We start from the raw sequence: 14,839 nt of genomic DNA on the forward strand, positions 1-14,839 counted from the left end.
GGTTCTCGGCCCCGTCCAGGGCACCGCCCCGAGCGTGCGAGGGGTGGGGAGGACGGGGTCAGCCCTCGGTTCTCGGCCCCGTCCAGGGCACCGCCCCGAGCGTGCGAGGGGTGGGGAGGACGGGGTCAGCCCTCGGTTCTCGGCCCCGTCCAGGGCACCGCCCCGAGCGTGCGAGGGGTGGGGAGGACGGGGTCCTTTCTCATGCGGGTGAGCCGTCGTCCCGGCGGGTGCGGCGCTCGAGCTCGCGCAGGAACTCCGGGTCGTCGTCGGGCGCCAGCGGAGGGCCGCTGCGCGTCGGCCGCGGCCGAGGAGGCCGCATCGCGGGCCGCACACCCCTCCCGCCGGGCCCACCCGTCGGCGTCGCGCGCAGGACGAGCACCACCACGGCGACCACCAGAACCAGCACCACCAGGAACGCCATGGCGATCTCCCCCTCCACCGAGTCGAGCCCGAGTGCACCCCACAGTACGTCCGCGGCGATACTCGACCGCGGCACTGGAGCGCCGCGGGAGGGGAGAGCGCCATCGACGCCGTCGACCGGCAGCTGATCGACCTGCTCGGCGCGAACGGGCGGGCCAGCTACGCCGAGCTCGCCCGCCAGGTGGGGCTCTCCGCACCGGCCGTGCACGAGCGCGTCGGCAAGCTGGAGGCCGCGGGCGTGATCATGGGCTATCGGGCCGTCGTCGACCCGGCCGCCGTGGGCCTCGACGTGACCGCGCTGATCAGCGTCATCGAGAGCGACGCCGTCGACGACACCGGCATCGAGGACGCGCTGCGCGCCATGCCGGAGGTCGAGGACTGCTGGCGGGTCGCCGGCGCCGAGGGCTACGTGCTCAAGGTCCGCGTGACCGACATCCCGGCACTGGAGGCCACCATCAGCGCGTTGAACAGGATCCGGGGCGTCGCACGCACCCGGACGACCGTCGTCCTGAGTACCAAGTGGGAGGGCCGCCATGGCCGAGAACGCTGAGCCGACGGTGCCGGGGGCGCCGACGGGCGGGCCGGCGGCACCGCCGAAGATCGCACCCTGGCTGGTGATCTACACCGTCGGCCGGTTCGCCACCGCCGCCGCCCTGGTGCTCCTGCTGTGGTGGGTGGGCCTGGACTTCTGGTCCGGCGCGCTGTTCGGGCTGCTGCTGTCGATGCCGGTGTCCTACCTGTTGCTGCGCCCGTCGCGAGAGCGGCTCACCGAGGGGCTGGCCGCCCGCAGCCTGGCCCGGCAGCAGGCCAAGCGGGACGTCCAGGCCCGCCTCGCCGGCGACGACGCCTGACGGAGGCCCCGCTGCCCCGCTCGCAGGCTCGCGGCGGGAGCCTGCAGCGGGGCCTCAGCCGCTGAGAGCGAGGCCGGCGCCGAGCAGGACGCCGGTGACCAGTGTGAGCCGCCCGGTGCCGCCGAGGGCGCCGATGAGCGCCGGCCCCCGCCCGCCGGTGAGGACGGTGCGCACCGGCGGCACGGCCAGCGGGACGGCGAGCAGCGCGAGCAGCGCCTCCGGCCGGACGACGCCGATGCCGACCACGACGGCGAAGGCGACGACCGGCAGCGCCGCGAACGTGACGCGGGTGCCGCGGTCGCCCATCAGGACCGCCAGTGTGCGCTTGCCGACGGCGGCGTCGCCCTCGATGTCACGCAGGTTGTTGACCACCAGCAGGGCCACGATCAGCAGGCCGATCGGCACCGACGCGGCGACGGCCAGCCCCTCCACCGAGCGGGTCTGCACGAACGTCGTCCCGACGACGGCGACCAGGCCGAAGAAGACGAAGACGAAGACCTCGCCGAGGGCCCGGTAGCCGTAGGGGAGCGGGCCGCCGGTGTAGGTCCAGGCGGCGACGATGCACACCGCACCCACCGCGACCAGCCACCAGGACGACAGGGCCGCGAGCGCCAGCCCGGCCACCCCCGCGACGGCGAAGGACAGCACCGCCGCGACGAGCACCTGCCGCGCCGTGGCCGCGCCGGAGCCGACCAGCCGCATGGGCCCCACCCGCACGGTGTCGGTGCCGCGCTTGCCGTCGGAGTGGTCGTTGGCGTAGTTGACCGCGACCTGCAGCGCGAGCGCGACCACCAGGGCCAGCAACGCCGGCACCAGCCGGAAGCCGTCGAGCGCCGCGGCCGCGCCGGTGCCCACGAACACCGGGGCGACGGCGGCGGGCAGCGTGCGGGGGCGGGCGCCGGCCAGCCACTGGGCGGGGGTGGCCATCAGCGTGCGCTCCCGGGGTCGATGGAGGCGGCCAGCCCACGACGGTCGGGCTTGCCGGTGTGCAGGGTCGGGACGGCGGCGACGCGGTGCAGCTCCCGGGGTGCGGCCGGTGCGCCGAGCCGCTCGGCGACCCACGGCCGCAGCACGGCCAGCTCGGGCTCGGCTCCCGGCACCGGGACGACGGCGGCGACCACGCGCTGCCCCCACTCGGCGTCGGGGCGGCCGAAGACCACCGCGTCGGCGACGGACGGGTGCTCGCGCAGCGCCGCCTCGACCGCGGCCGGGGCGACGTTGACCCCGCCGGTGATGACGACGTCGTCCAGCCGGCCGTGCACGGTGAGCCGGCCGGCCGCGTCGAGGCTCCCGGCGTCGCGGGTGCGGAACCAGCCGTCGGCGAAGGCGGCCGCGGTGCCCTCGGGATCCAGGCGGTAGCCCAGCGCGAGCACCGGACCGGCCAGCTGGATCCCGCCGTCGCTCACCCGCAGGCGGACGCCGTCCAGCGGCTGCCCGTCGTACACGCAGCCGCCGGCGGTCTCGGTCATGCCGTAGGTGGTGACCACGGCGACGCCCTCGTCGCGGGCGCGCGCGAGCAGCGCGGGGTCGGTGGCCGCACCGCCGACGAGGACCCCGGCGAAGGCGCGCAGCGCGTCGGGCTCGGCGTCGAGGTACCGGCGCAGCTGGGTGGGGACCACCGCGGTGTAGCGCCGCTCCTCCGGCATGCGGGCGACCGCGGCGGCCAGCGGCTCACCGGCGGCCAGCACGGTGGGCTCCGAGCCGGCGAGCGCCGACCGGCAGAGCACCTGCAGCCCGGCGATCGCCGACACCGGCAGGGCGAGCAGCCACGCGCCGGGGCCGCCCAGCCGGCGCAGGGTCGCCTCGCCGGAGGCGCGCACCGCGGACGCCGGCAGCAGCACGCCGCGGCCGCTGCCGGTCGATCCCGAGGTGACGACGACGAGGTCGGCGCCCGCCTCGAGCGGCTCCTGCGGGCGCAGCACCCGCTGGGCCGCCTCGACCGCGGTGGGCGGCCCGGCGGGGAGCACGGCCAGCGGGGCGGTGCCGTCGAGGGCGGCTCGGAGGTGGGGCAGCAGCGCCAGGGGATCGGCGGGCGCGGGCACGAGGGTCAGGTGCCGGGCCACGGGTCCTGAGAGTAGGGGCCCTCCTGCCCCCCACCGCTCACAGGCTCGTGGCGGGGCCCCGCAGGAGGGCCTGACTACGCTGATGCGCGTGATCGACACCGACGGGGCTCGGGTCTGGTCGGTGCCGATGCGCACCCGGTTCCGCGGCATCGACGTCCGCGACGGCGTCCTGGTGCGGGGGCCGGCCGGGTGGGGCGAGTTCTCCCCGTTCTGGGACTACGACGTCGCCGAGAGCCGCCGGTGGTGGGCCGCGGCCGTGGAGGCGGCGGTCGACGGGTGGCCGCCGCCGGTGCGCGACACCGTGCCGGTCAACGTCACCGTCCCGGCGGTCGACGCCGAGCGGGCCCACGCCATCGTCACCGCGTCGGGCTGCCGCACCGCGAAGGTCAAGGTCGCCGAGCCCGGGCAGACACCGGCCGACGACGAGGCCCGGGTCGAGGCCGTGCGCGACGCGCTGGGCCCGGCCGGTGCGATCCGCGTCGACGCCAACGCGGCCTGGGACGTCGACACCGCCGTGGCCCGCATCCGCGCGCTGGACCGCGTCGGCCTCGAGTACGTCGAGCAGCCCTGCGCCACGCGCGAGGAGCTCTCCGCGCTGCGCCGGCGCATCGACGTCCGGGTGGCCGCCGACGAGGTGGTGCGCCGCTCGGCCGACCCGCTGCGGGTCGACCTGCGCGAGGTGTGCGACGTCGTCGTCCTCAAGGTGCAGCCGCTGGGGGGCGTGCGGGCCGCGCTGCGGGTGGCGGAGGCGCACGGCCTGCCCTGCGTGGTGTCCTCGGCGCTGGAGTCCTCGGTGGGCATCGCCGCCGGCGTCGCGCTGGCCGCGGCGCTTCCCGAGCTGCCGTTCGCCTGCGGCCTGGCCACCGTCGCGCTGTTCACCGGCGACGTCACCAGCGCGCCGCTGCTGCCGGTGGACGGCGTCCTGCCGGTGGTCCGGCCCGAGCCCGACCGGCTGGCCGACGTCCCCGCCGACCCGGCCACCGAGACGCGCTGGCGCCACCGGCTGGCCGCGGTGGCCGCCGCGTGAACCCGTCCACCGCCTGCGCGCGCGTGCTGGTCGACGAGCTGGTCCGTGGCGGCGTCACCGACGCGGTGCTCGCTCCCGGCTCCCGGTCGGCGCCGCTGGCGCTGGCGCTCGCCGAGGCCGAGCGCTCCGGGCGGCTGACGCTGCACGTGCGCGTCGACGAGCGGACGGCGTCGTTCCTCGCCCTGGGCCTGGCCAGGGCGTCGGGGCGGCCGGTGCCGGTGCTCACCACGTCCGGGACGGCGACGGCGCACCTGCACGCCGCCGTCCTCGAGGCCGACGCGGCCGGGATCCCGCTGCTCGCGCTGACCGCCGACCGCCCGCCGGAGCTGCGCGACACCGGCGCCAACCAGACGATCGCCCAGCCGGGGATGTACGGCCGGGCGGTGCGTGCCGCGGTCGACGTCGGCGTCCCGGAGGCCGGGCGGGAGGCGGCGCAGAACCGGTACTGGCGCTCCCTGGTGGCCAAGGCCCTGCTGACCGCGCGCGGCACGCTCTCCGGCGACCCCGGCCCCGTGCACCTCAACCTGCCGTTCCGCGAGCCGCTCATGCCCGAGGGGGCCGTCCCCGAGCTGACCGGTCCGTGGGCCGGCCGTCCGGACGGCGCGCCGTGGACGGCCGCGACCGCACCGTCCCCGGCCCCGGTCGGGGACGCCGGCCCGGCGCGCACCCTGGTCGTCGTCGGCGACGCACCCCCGGCGCTGGGCCGGGCGGCGGCCGCGCTGGCGACCGCGCAGGGCTGGCCGGTGGTCGCCGAGCCGTCCAGCGGCGCGTGGGGGGCGTCGCTGCGCGCCGGCGCGCTGCTGCTGGGCGCGCCGGACTGGCTGGCCGGGCACCGCCCCGAGCGGGTGCTGGTCGTGGGCCGGCCGACGCTGTCGCGGCCGGTGTCGGCGCTGCTGTCCGACCCCGCCGTCCGGGTCGAGACGGTCGCCGCCGCACCGCGCTGGGCCGACGCCGGACGGTCGACCGCCGCCGTGGGCGCGCTGCCGGCCGGTGGCGCGCCGGGCGACGCCGCCTGGCGGGGACGGTGGGCGGCCGCGGCCGCGCGGGTGGGGACGGCGGTCGACGAGCTGCTGGACGCGGCCGAGGGGCTGACCGCGGCCCGGCTGGCCCGTGACCTCGTCGCCGGCCTGCCCGACGGCGCGCTGCTGGTGCTGGGCTCCTCCACCCCGGTGCGCGACGTCGACCGGCTGGCCGTCCCCCGGGCGGGGGTGACCGTGCTGGCCAACCGGGGCGTGGCCGGCATCGACGGCACGGTGTCCACCGCCGTCGGCGCCGCGCTCGTGCACCAGCGGGCGGGGGGCGGCCCGGCCGTCGCGCTCCTGGGCGACCTCACGTTCCTGCACGACCTGCAGGGGCTGCTCGGCGGCGAGGGCGAGCCGCGCCCGGACCTCACCCTGGTCGTGCCCGACAACGACGGCGGCGGCATCTTCGCCCAGCTGGAGCCCGGGCAGCCGCAGTACGAGGCCGGCTACCGGCGGGTGTTCGGCACCCCGCACGGCCGCGACCTCGTCGCCGTGGCCGAGGCGCTCGGCTGGACCGCGGTCCGGGTCGACCGCCCCGACGACCTCGCCGCCGCGGTCGCCGCCGGAGGGCCCCGGGTGGTCGTCGTCCGCACCGGTCAGCGCGCCGAGGCCGACCTCGCCCGGCAGCTGCGCACCGCCGCGACCGAGGCCCTGGGCTGATGGCCGCGCCCGCCACCCTCGAGGAGTACCTGGCCGGGCTGCCCGAGGAGGTGCGGGGGCGGATGGCGGCGATCCGGGCCGCCATCCGGGACGCCGTCCCCGGGGTCGGCGAGACGATCCGGTACGCGATGCCCACGTTCACCCTCGACGGCCGGTCGGTGGTGCACGTCGCCGCCTGGAGGCGGCACATCGCGCTGTACCCGCTGCCCGAGCCGGGCGCCGACCCCGATCTCGGGGAGGAGGTGGCGCCCCACCGCGGTGCGAAGGACGCGATGCACCTCCCGCACCGCGACCCGCTGCCCCTGGACCTGGTGGTGCGGGTGGTGCAGGTCCTGGCCCGTCGCGCCGAGGGCTGATCGAGTGGCTGCCGGGAGGCCGGCGGAGCACGCTGTGACCCCCGTCCCACCGTGCTGGAGGAGCCTGCGATGGTGAGCCCCGAGCCCGAGACCGGCCGCGAGTTCTGGCGCGACATCAAGCCGATCGAGAACGTCTTCCGCAAGGACGCCGCCCCCGAGATCTTCCTGCCCGACACCCTCGACGACGACGAGCGGTACTTCATCCCGCTGTCGGACACCGTCGGCTCGCGCCCGCTGTGGATCTCACTGACCCAGAACCGGTGGGCCGACGTCCTCTGGGCGAGGGAGGCCGGGCTGGTGAACCGGCACTACCACCCGCACCAGGTCTTCGGGTACACGCTGTCGGGCAAGTGGAGCTACCTGGAGCACGACTGGGTGGCCACCAGGGGGACCTTCGTCTACGAGACGCCGGGCGAGGCGCACACCCTGGTGGCGCACGAGTCCGACGAGCCGATGCGGGTGCACTTCAACGTGACCGGCCCGCTGATCTGGCTCGACGAGGACGGCCAGCCCAACGGCACCTTCGACGCCTACGACTACCTGGAGCTCGCCCGCGAGCACTACGAGCGCGTGGGTCTGGGCGCCGAGGCGGTGGAGCGGCTGCTGCGCTAGCTCTCCAGTGCCGCCTGGAACGCGGCGAACTTGGCCTGGGTCTCGGCGAGCTCCGCGGCCGGGTCGGATCCGGCGACGATCCCGCAGCCGGCGAACAGCCGCGCCGTCGCCGGGTCGTCGTCGCAGAGCTGGGCGCAGCGCAGTGCGAGGCCGAACTCGCCGTCCCCGCGGGCGTCGAGCCAGCCGACCGGGCCGGCGTAGCGGCCGCGGTCCATGCCCTCGAGCTCGGCGATCAGCCCGGCGGCGGCCGGGGTGGGGGTGCCGCAGACCGCGGCGGTGGGGTGCACCGCGCCGACGAGCTCCAGCAGCCCGGCCCGGCCGCGGGCACCGCCGCGCGCCTGGACGCCGGTGACGTCGGTGGCCAGGTGGCGCACGTTGGCCAGCGTCAGGAGCTCCGGCTCCTCCGGGGCGGTGAGGGTGGCGCAGTAGGGCTGCAGGGCCCCCACCAGCGAGTCGACGGCGAGCGCGTGCTCGGCGCGGTCCTTGGCCGAGCCGAGCAGCGCCGCGGCGAGCCGGTCGTCGTCGGCGCCGGCCCCGCGGGGCGCGGTGCCGGCCAGCACGCGGGAGGAGAGGGTGCGGCCGGTGCGGCGCAGCAGCAGCTCCGGCGTCGCCCCGAGCAACCCGTCGACGGCGAAGGTCCAGCAGTCCGGGAACCGCGCGGCGAGCCGGGCCAGCAGCGACCGGGGGTCGAGCGGGGCGTCCGCGGTCACCAGCAGGTCGCGGGCGAGGACCACCTTCTCCAGCTCCCCCGCGGTGATGCGCTCGACCGCCGCCTCGACCGTCGAGCACCACGACGCCGGGTCCAGCGCGCCGTCGGCGTAGCGCAGTCGGCCCAGCGCGGCGGGCACCGCGGCCGGTGCGGACGCCAGCACCTCGGCGGGGTCGGCGTCGCCGACGGTGGTCACCCAGGCGACGCCGTCGCGCCGGCCGACGACCACCTCGGGGACGACGAACACCGACGTCCCCGCGGCGGGGTCGAAGGCGATGCCGGCGAAGAGGACCGGCCCGGACCCGGGGACGCCGATCGGGTCGTCGACGTCGAGGCCGGCGCCGTACTCGGCCCACCAGTCGGCCGCCTCGGCGAGCGCGGTCGGCCCCGAGACCTCCAGCCGGGCGGCCTCGCCCCAGCCGACCAGCCCCTCGCCGCGGCGCACCCAGGACAGCGCGCCGGTCGCGGGGAGGAGCTCCAGCAGGGCGGGGGCCGCGGGCAGCGGCGTCGTGGTGACGAGAGGGGTGACCGCGTCCCGGGAGGTCACGGCAGCCACTGTCACAGGACCCAGCGTAGGCAGCCCGGTAGCGTCGCCGCTGTGGGAGACCGGCGAGAGAGCGCACACACCGCGGGGTTGCGGGCCGGTCTGGACAAGCAGCCGGCCGACGTCGCGGCCATGTTCGACCGGGTCGCCCGGCGCTACGACGTCACCAACACGGTGCTCTCCGGCGGCCTGGACGCCTCCTGGCGGCGGGCCACCCGCGAGGCCCTCGGTGCGCGCCCGGGGCAGACGGTGCTCGACGTGGCGGCGGGGACCGCGGTCTCCACGGTCGAGCTGGCCGCCGGGGGCGTCTCCGCGATCGCCTGCGACTTCTCCCAGGGCATGCTGCGGGCAGGGGCGTCGCGCCCGGTCCCCAAGGTGGCCGGCGACGCGATGGCCCTCCCGCTGGCCGACGAGAGCGTCGACGGCGTGGTCATCTCCTTCGGCCTGCGCAACGTCGCCGACCCCGACGCGGCGCTGCGCGAGTTCTCCCGCGTCACCCGGCCGGGCGGCAGCCTGGTGGTCTGCGAGTTCTCCAGCCCGACCTGGGCGCCGTTCCGCACCGTCTACACCGAGTACCTGATGCGGGCGCTGCCGCGGATCGCCCGCGCGGTGAGCAGCAACCCCGACGCCTACGTGTACCTCGCCGAGTCCATCCGGGCCTGGCCCGACCAGCCGGCGCTGGCCGCGCGGCTGCAGGCGGCCGGCTGGGCCGACGTGGGCTGGCGGGACCTCACCGGCGGCATCGTCGCGCTGCACCGCGGCCGCAAGCCCCGCGCCTGACCCCCTCCGCGGGCGGGATCGCCGATCTCGCACACCTCCGCTCCCACGACCCGCGAGATCGGCGGTCTCGCTCGCCGGCTCGGCTCCGAGCTGCGGAGATCCCCTGTCCCGGCACCCTGGGCACGACCGTGACGTGCGTCTCCCGGAAGGGTGACTTGTCAGCAACGTCACACCCAGGCCTAGAGTGGAGCCGACGGACTTTGTGAACCATTTCACAAAGTCGGCACACTCCAGGGGAGGGGTCGACGGTGGACGTGCGCGACCGGCGGGCCGACGTGGTCGTCGTCGGTGCCGGTCCGGCCGGGTCGGCGGCGGCGTGGCACCTGGCCCGCGCCGGGCGGGACGTCGTCGTGCTCGAGAAGTCCCCGTTCCCGCGGGAGAAGGTCTGCGGCGACGGGCTCACCCCGCGCGGCGTGAAGGCGCTGGCCGACCTGGGCGTGGACACCACCGGGTGGGTCCGGCACAAGGGGCTGCGCGTCACCGGCGGCGGTCAGGTGGTCGAGGTCGACTGGCCGGTGCTGGAGCGGTGGCCCTCCCACAGCCTGGTACGCAACCGCCGCGACCTCGACGCGCAGCTCCTCGCGCACGCTCGGGACGCCGGCGCGCGGGTCGTCCACGAGATCACCGTCACCGCGCCGCTGCTCGACGACGCCGGCCGGGTCGTCGGCGTGCACGCCGAGCACGGGCCGGACCGGGAGCCGGCGACCTGGCGGGCGCCGCTGGTCGTCTCCGCCGAGGGGCTGTCGGGGCGGCTCGGCAAGGCCCTCGGGCTCGTCCGCCGGGAGGACCGGCCGCTCGGCGTCGCCGTCCGCCGGTACGTCCGCTCGCCGCGCACCGGCGACGAGTACCTCGACATCTCCTTCGACCTGTCGCCGACAGGCCCCAGCGCGGACTCGATGCCCGGCTACGGCTGGGTGTTCGGCATGGGTGACGGCACCAGCAACGTGGGCTTCGGGCTGCTCGACCGCCGCCGCGGCACGGGCGCCGAGCCGCGCACGGTGCTGCGCGAGTGGCTGGCCACGCTCCCGCCCGAGTGGGAGCTCGGGGAGGAGTCCGCGGTCACCCCGCTGCGCGGTGCGGGCCTGCCCATGGCGCTGCACCGCCGTCCGGCCTACACCCGGGGGCTGCTGCTGGCCGGCGACGCCGCCGGCGCCGTCAACCCGTTCAACGGCGAGGGCATCAGCTACGCGCTGGAGACCGGCGCCATGGCGGCGGCGGCGGCGATCGAGGGCCTGGGCCGCCCGGCGGGCCCCGCTCGCGAGGAGGCACTGCGCCGGTACCCGGCCCGGCTCCGCGAGGAGTACGGCCGCCACCACCGGCTCGGCATGGCCTTCCTTGCGCTCCTCGACCGCCCTGACCTGGTTCGCTTCGCCACCGCGCACGGGCTCAAGCGGCCGGCGTTGGTCGGTGCGGCCCTGCGGCTGATGGGCAACCTCTCCGACGGCCGGGACGGCGACCGCTTCGACCGCGTCGTCGCCGTCCTCACCCGACTGGCTCCGGCGGTCTGACCATGCATCCCGTCACGCCCCGCTGCCGTGTCGACACGTCGTGTCCACGATCACCTGTTACCGACAGCGTGATCTCCATCACCGTAGGGTGCCGCTGATGCTCTCGACCTACGTCCCGATCGTCGGGCTGTTCGCCCTGGCCGCGGCGTTCGCGCTGTTCTCGGTCACGGTCGCGCCGTTCGTCGGGCCCCGCCGCTACAACCGCGCCAAGCTCGCCGCCTACGAGTGCGGCATCGAGCCGGTCGACCAGCCGCTCACCGGCGGCCGGTTCCCGGTCAAGTACTACCTGGTGGCGATGTTGTTCATCGTCTTCGACATCGAGATCGTCTTCCTCTACCCGTGGGCCGTGGCCAACGACGCGCTCGGCGTCTTCGGGCTGGTCGAGATGGTCGTGTTCATCGGCACCGTCTTCATCGCGTACGCCTACGTCTGGCGCCGCGGTGGGCTCGACTGGGACTGACAGGAGCGCACCCATGGGACTCGAGGAGAAGCTGCCGAGCGGCGTCCTGCTGACCACGGTCGAGAAGCTGGTCAACTGGACCCGCAAGTCCTCGCTGTGGCCGGCCACCTTCGGGCTGGCCTGCTGCGCGATCGAGATGATGGCCACCGGCGCCGGGCGCTACGACCTGGCCCGCTTCGGCATGGAGGTCTTCCGGGCCTCGCCGCGGCAGGCCGACCTCATGATCGTGGCCGGGCGGGTGAGCCAGAAGATGGGTCCGGTCCTGCGCCAGATCTACGACCAGATGCCCGAGCCGCGGTGGGTGCTGGCGATGGGCGTGTGCGCCAGCTCCGGCGGGATGTTCAACAACTACGCGATCGTCCAGGGCGTCGACCACATCGTGCCGGTGGACATGTACCTGCCGGGCTGCCCGCCGCGGCCGGAGATGCTCACCGACGCCATCCTCAAGCTCCATCACAAGATCATGAACGAGCCGCTGGGCCCGAAGCGGGCGCGCGAGCTGGAGCGCGCGCGGGAGGAGGGCCGGGCGAAGGACCTCCTGGTCGAGATGCCGTCGACGGTGCGGGTGGACAAGGCGGCGCGGGAGGCCTACGAGCGGGCCGCCGCCGAGCGGCGCACCGGCCAGTTCGCGATCGAGCAGCGGGGCGGGAACGCCGTCCTGCTGCCGGAGCCCTACGTGCGGGGTGCCCGATGACCGGGCCGGGCGACCGCAGCGGCACCGACGCCGGCCAGGGCGCGGTGGCTCCCTCGGGTGGCTTCCGCAAGGGCGCGTTCGGGGTCTCCGGCAGCGGCGACACCTCCGGCTTCGGCGGGCTGGTGCGGGTCGAGCCCGGCGGCGCGGTCGCACTGCACTCGACCGACCGGCCCTACGGCGCGTACTTCGACGAGGTCACCGACGCGCTGATCGAGGCGGTCGGCCCGGCGACCTACGACGCCGCGGTGCAGCGGGTGCTGGTCGACCGCGGCGAGATCACCTACTTCGTCGCCCGGGAGCACCTGCTGACGCTCGTGCGGGCCCTGCGCGACGACGAGGCGCTGCGCTTCGAGCTGTGCAGCAGCGTCTCCGGCGTCGACTACCTCGACAGCGGCGGTCCCTCGGCGACGCCGGGCCGGCCCCGGCTGCACGTCGTCCTGCACCTGACGTCGATGACCTACCGGCGGCGCATCCGGCTGGAGGTCGCCGTCCCCGCCGAGGACCCGCACGTCCCGTCGGTCACCGGGATCTACCCGACGGCGGACTGGCACGAGCGCGAGACCTGGGACATGTTCGGCGTCGTCTTCGACGGGCACCCGGCGCTGACCCGGATCCTCATGCCCGACGACTGGGACGGCCACCCCCAGCGCAAGGACTACCCGCTCGGCGGGGTCCCGGTCGAGTACCACGACGCCACCATCCCGCCGCCGGACACCCGCCGGAGCTACCGATGACGAGCACGTACAACGCCAGCGACCCGTACGCCGGCTCCCGGGAGACCACCGAGGGCCGCGTCTACACCGTCACCGGCGGCGACTGGGACCAGACCCTCGGCACCGAGGCGTACGGCGAGGAGCGGCTCGTCGTCAACATGGGCCCGCAGCACCCGTCCACCCACGGCGTGCTCCGGCTCGTGCTCGACCTCGAGGGCGAGACGGTCACCAAGGCGCGGGTGGTCATCGGCTACCTGCACACCGGCATCGAGAAGAACACCGAGTACCGCACCTGGACGCAGGGCACGACCTTCGTGACGCGGATGGACTACCTGTCCCCGCTGTTCAACGAGGCCGGCTACTGCATGGCGGTCGAGAAGCTGCTGGGGATCGAGGTGCCGCAGCGGGCGCAGACCGTCCGCGTGCTGGTGATGGAGCTCAACCGGATCGCCTCGCACCTGGTCGCGCTGGCCACCTTCGGCATGGAGATGGGCGCGCTCACCGGCATGACCAACGGCTTCCGCGAGCGGGAGCTGGTGCTCGACCTGCTCGAGGAGATCACCGGGCTGCGGATGAACCACGCCTACATCCGCCCCGGCGGGCTGGCCCAGGACCTCCCCGAGGGCGTGGTCGAGCACATCCGCGAGTTCCTCGACGTGATGCCGGCGCGGGTGGCCGACTTCCACAAGCTGCTCACCGGCCAGCCGATCTGGCAGGCCCGGCTCAAGGACGCCGGCTACCTCGACGTCACCGGCTGCGTCGCGCTCGGCGTCACCGGGCCGGTGCTGCGCGCCGCCGGGCTGCCGTGGGACCTGCGCAAGGTCGAGCCGTACCTGGGCTACGAGACCTACGACTTCGAGGTGCCCACCGCCGACACCTGCGACGCGTGGGGCCGCTACCTGGTCCGCATGGCCGAGGTGAACGAGTCGCTGAAGATCATCGAGCAGGCGCTGGACCGGCTGGAGCCCGGGCCGGTGATGGTGCAGGACAAGAAGATCGCCTGGCCCGCGCAGCTGTCCCTCGGCCCCGACGGCATGGGGAACTCCCTCGAGCACGTGAAGCACATCATGGGCCAGTCGATGGAGGCCCTGATCCACCACTTCAAGCTGGTCACCGAGGGATTCCGCGTGCCGGCCGGACAGGTCTACGTGCCGATCGAGTCCCCGCGCGGCGAGCTCGGCTACCACGTGGTCAGCGACGGCGGCACCCGGCCGTGGCGCGTCCACGTGCGCGACCCCAGTTTCGTGAACCTGCAGGCGACGGCCGCGATGAGCGAGGGCGGCATGATCGCCGACGTCATCGCCGCGATCGCCTCCCTGGACCCGGTGATGGGTGGTGTCGACCGATGAGCGCGCTCCCGGGGAGTGCCGAGGGCACGGCGGTCACGGGGCTGGACTCCAGCGCCGTCGAGCCCGCGGCCGCCGACCTGCCGCCGCTGACCGAGCAGACCCGGCTGGAGGCGCGGGAGATCATCGCCCGCTACCCGCAGCCGCGGTCGGCGCTGCTGCCGATGCTGCACCTGGTGCAGAGCTACCAGGGCTACGTCTCGCCCGAGGGCGTGGCGCTGTGCGCCGAGGAGCTCGGCCTCACCAAGGCCGAGGTCGGCGCGGTCGCGACCTTCTACACGATGTACAAGCGCCGTCCCACCGGCCGGCACCTGGTCAGCGTCTGCACCAACACGCTGTGCGCCGTCCTCGGCGGGCAGCGGATCTTCGACGCGCTCGCCGCCGACCTCGGCGTGCACCACGACGAGACCGCGCCCGACGGCTCGGTCACCCTCGAGCACGCCGAGTGCCTGGCCGCCTGTGACTACGCGCCGGTGGTCACCGTCGACTACGAGTTCTACGACCAGCAGGACGTCGACAGCGCCCGCGCGCTGGTCGCGGCCCTGCGGAGCGGGGAGAAGCCGCATCCCACCCGGGGCGCCCCGCTCACCGACTTCCGTGGCGTCTCCCGCCAGCTGGCCGGGTTCGACCAGTACGGCGACCAGGCGTCCCGGCGTGCCGCCATCGACGCCGAGGGCGCGATCGAGCCGACGCTGGCCGGGCTGCGACTGGCCGCCGAGCGCGGCGAGTGGGCCCCGCCGATGCCCGGGCCCGAGCAGCCCGCGGCCGACACCGGTGCGCCGCGGGAGACCGTCGCGCCGTCGGGCCGCACGGAGAAAGGACTCCGTCCTCCCCACCCTTCGCAGGCTCAGGGCGGGACCCGGGACGGAGCCGGTCAGACACCGGAGGAGGAGGCGGCCGACGCCCGCGTCGCGGCCGCTGACACCCCGGCCGAGCGGGCCGGTGCCGCCCAGGCCCACCCCGACAGGGGGGCCGAGTACGGGCAGCCGCGGGGACGGCAGCGGGCCGGCACCGAGAACCCGCCCGCCGCCGAACCGGCCACCGGCACGAACCCCACCGACGGGAAGGCGTGAC

The 14,839-nt window shown here is 75.8% G+C and carries 17 protein-coding genes; 13 read left to right on the forward strand and 4 right to left on the reverse strand.

Features of this window, described 5'->3' with window-relative positions:
• Positions 1-199: 199 nt before the first annotated feature.
• Entirely contained in the window at positions 200-421 is a 222-nt protein-coding gene (locus tag ACI78Q_RS08365) for a hypothetical protein (RefSeq protein ID WP_456922879.1), read from the reverse strand.
• Positions 422-523: 102 nt separating this feature from the next.
• Between ACI78Q_RS08365 and ACI78Q_RS08370 the strand changes: the two genes are divergently transcribed.
• Positions 524-970: an Lrp/AsnC family transcriptional regulator gene (locus ACI78Q_RS08370; RefSeq protein WP_456923036.1), complete on the forward strand. Its 447-nt coding sequence runs from the start codon at positions 524-526 to the stop codon at positions 968-970.
• Entirely contained in the window at positions 954-1,271 is a 318-nt protein-coding gene (locus ACI78Q_RS08375; RefSeq protein ID WP_456922880.1) for a DUF4229 domain-containing protein, read from the forward strand. Before ACI78Q_RS08370 ends, ACI78Q_RS08375 begins: the two co-directional genes overlap by 17 nt.
• A gap of 54 nt (positions 1,272-1,325) precedes the next feature.
• Here the strand turns inward: ACI78Q_RS08375 and ACI78Q_RS08380 are convergent, their stop codons facing one another.
• Together ACI78Q_RS08380 and menE are read right to left on the reverse strand one after the other, a co-directional pair.
• Positions 1,326-2,198: a 1,4-dihydroxy-2-naphthoate polyprenyltransferase gene (locus ACI78Q_RS08380; RefSeq protein ID WP_456922881.1), complete on the reverse strand. Its 873-nt coding sequence runs from the start codon at positions 2,196-2,198 to the stop codon at positions 1,326-1,328.
• Positions 2,198-3,334, reverse strand: a complete 1,137-nt coding sequence (menE, locus tag ACI78Q_RS08385) for an o-succinylbenzoate--CoA ligase (RefSeq protein ID WP_456922882.1) — start codon at positions 3,332-3,334, stop codon at positions 2,198-2,200. Before menE ends, ACI78Q_RS08380 begins: the two co-directional genes overlap by 1 nt.
• An 88-nt stretch (positions 3,335-3,422) precedes the next feature.
• Here menE and ACI78Q_RS08390 point away from each other — a divergent pair, with 88 nt between their 5' ends.
• The 4 genes from ACI78Q_RS08390 (at position 3,423) to ACI78Q_RS08405 (ending at position 7,011) form a co-directional block, all read left to right on the forward strand.
• Positions 3,423-4,361 (forward strand): o-succinylbenzoate synthase, encoded by a 939-nt coding sequence (locus tag ACI78Q_RS08390; RefSeq protein WP_456922883.1) that lies wholly within the window; start codon positions 3,423-3,425, stop codon positions 4,359-4,361.
• Positions 4,358-6,043 (forward strand): 2-succinyl-5-enolpyruvyl-6-hydroxy-3-cyclohexene-1-carboxylic-acid synthase, encoded by a 1,686-nt coding sequence (menD, locus tag ACI78Q_RS08395; protein ID WP_456922884.1) that lies wholly within the window; start codon positions 4,358-4,360, stop codon positions 6,041-6,043. Before ACI78Q_RS08390 ends, menD begins: the two co-directional genes overlap by 4 nt.
• Complete coding sequence (locus ACI78Q_RS08400; protein ID WP_456922886.1) at positions 6,043-6,399, forward strand: iron chaperone; 357 nt, start codon at positions 6,043-6,045, stop codon at positions 6,397-6,399. The genes menD and ACI78Q_RS08400 overlap by 1 nt, the downstream gene beginning before the upstream one ends.
• A gap of 69 nt (positions 6,400-6,468) precedes the next feature.
• Positions 6,469-7,011 carry a 2,4'-dihydroxyacetophenone dioxygenase family protein gene (locus tag ACI78Q_RS08405; protein ID WP_456922888.1) on the forward strand — a complete coding sequence of 181 codons (543 nt, stop codon included), beginning with the start codon at positions 6,469-6,471 and terminating at the stop codon, positions 7,009-7,011.
• Here the strand turns inward: ACI78Q_RS08405 and ACI78Q_RS08410 are convergent.
• Positions 7,008-8,267 (reverse strand): isochorismate synthase, encoded by a 1,260-nt coding sequence (locus ACI78Q_RS08410; RefSeq protein ID WP_456922889.1) that lies wholly within the window; start codon positions 8,265-8,267, stop codon positions 7,008-7,010. The genes ACI78Q_RS08405 and ACI78Q_RS08410 overlap by 4 nt on opposite strands.
• A gap of 51 nt (positions 8,268-8,318) precedes the next feature.
• On the opposite strand from ACI78Q_RS08410, the gene ACI78Q_RS08415 reads away from it, so the two are divergent.
• The 7 genes from ACI78Q_RS08415 to nuoE all read left to right on the forward strand — a co-directional run bounded on the left by ACI78Q_RS08415 (position 8,319) and on the right by nuoE (position 14,838).
• Entirely contained in the window at positions 8,319-9,044 is a 726-nt protein-coding gene (locus tag ACI78Q_RS08415; protein ID WP_456922890.1) for a demethylmenaquinone methyltransferase, read from the forward strand.
• Positions 9,045-9,292: 248 nt separating this feature from the next.
• Complete coding sequence (locus tag ACI78Q_RS08420; RefSeq protein ID WP_456922891.1) at positions 9,293-10,552, forward strand: geranylgeranyl reductase family protein; 1,260 nt, start codon at positions 9,293-9,295, stop codon at positions 10,550-10,552.
• Between the two features lie 97 nt (positions 10,553-10,649).
• Positions 10,650-11,012 carry an NADH-quinone oxidoreductase subunit A gene (locus ACI78Q_RS08425; RefSeq protein WP_456922892.1) on the forward strand — a complete coding sequence of 121 codons (363 nt, stop codon included), beginning with the start codon at positions 10,650-10,652 and terminating at the stop codon, positions 11,010-11,012.
• A 13-nt stretch (positions 11,013-11,025) separates the two neighbouring features.
• A complete protein-coding gene (locus ACI78Q_RS08430) occupies positions 11,026-11,706 on the forward strand; it encodes a NuoB/complex I 20 kDa subunit family protein (protein ID WP_456922893.1) in 681 nt (226 codons plus the stop codon).
• Complete coding sequence (locus tag ACI78Q_RS08435) at positions 11,703-12,440, forward strand: NADH-quinone oxidoreductase subunit C (protein WP_456922894.1); 738 nt, start codon at positions 11,703-11,705, stop codon at positions 12,438-12,440. The genes ACI78Q_RS08430 and ACI78Q_RS08435 overlap by 4 nt, the downstream gene beginning before the upstream one ends.
• Positions 12,437-13,768 (forward strand): NADH-quinone oxidoreductase subunit D, encoded by a 1,332-nt coding sequence (locus ACI78Q_RS08440; RefSeq protein WP_456922895.1) that lies wholly within the window; start codon positions 12,437-12,439, stop codon positions 13,766-13,768. The genes ACI78Q_RS08435 and ACI78Q_RS08440 overlap by 4 nt, the downstream gene beginning before the upstream one ends.
• Complete coding sequence (gene nuoE / locus ACI78Q_RS08445) at positions 13,765-14,838, forward strand: NADH-quinone oxidoreductase subunit NuoE (RefSeq protein WP_456922896.1); 1,074 nt, start codon at positions 13,765-13,767, stop codon at positions 14,836-14,838. The genes ACI78Q_RS08440 and nuoE overlap by 4 nt, the downstream gene beginning before the upstream one ends.
• Position 14,839: the final 1 nt, after the last annotated feature.

This window comes from Geodermatophilus sp. SYSU D00705 (genome assembly GCF_054050135.1).

Excerpts from the sequence above, each read along its gene's own strand:
- ACI78Q_RS08365 (WP_456922879.1), bottom strand. The coding sequence starts at position 421 with ATGGCGTTCCTGGTGGTGCTGGTTCTGGTGGTCGCCGTGGTGGTGCTC.
- ACI78Q_RS08375 (WP_456922880.1), top strand. The coding sequence starts at position 954 with ATGGCCGAGAACGCTGAGCCGACGGTGCCGGGGGCGCCGACGGGCGGG.
- ACI78Q_RS08380 (WP_456922881.1), bottom strand. The coding sequence starts at position 2,198 with ATGGCCACCCCCGCCCAGTGGCTGGCCGGCGCCCGCCCCCGCACGCTG.
- ACI78Q_RS08400 (WP_456922886.1), top strand. The coding sequence starts at position 6,043 with ATGGCCGCGCCCGCCACCCTCGAGGAGTACCTGGCCGGGCTGCCCGAG.
- ACI78Q_RS08405 (WP_456922888.1), top strand. The coding sequence starts at position 6,469 with ATGGTGAGCCCCGAGCCCGAGACCGGCCGCGAGTTCTGGCGCGACATC.
- ACI78Q_RS08425 (WP_456922892.1), top strand. The coding sequence starts at position 10,650 with ATGCTCTCGACCTACGTCCCGATCGTCGGGCTGTTCGCCCTGGCCGCG.
- ACI78Q_RS08430 (WP_456922893.1), top strand. The coding sequence starts at position 11,026 with ATGGGACTCGAGGAGAAGCTGCCGAGCGGCGTCCTGCTGACCACGGTC.
- ACI78Q_RS08435 (WP_456922894.1), top strand. The coding sequence starts at position 11,703 with ATGACCGGGCCGGGCGACCGCAGCGGCACCGACGCCGGCCAGGGCGCG.
- ACI78Q_RS08440 (WP_456922895.1), top strand. The coding sequence starts at position 12,437 with ATGACGAGCACGTACAACGCCAGCGACCCGTACGCCGGCTCCCGGGAG.
- nuoE (WP_456922896.1), top strand. The coding sequence starts at position 13,765 with ATGAGCGCGCTCCCGGGGAGTGCCGAGGGCACGGCGGTCACGGGGCTG.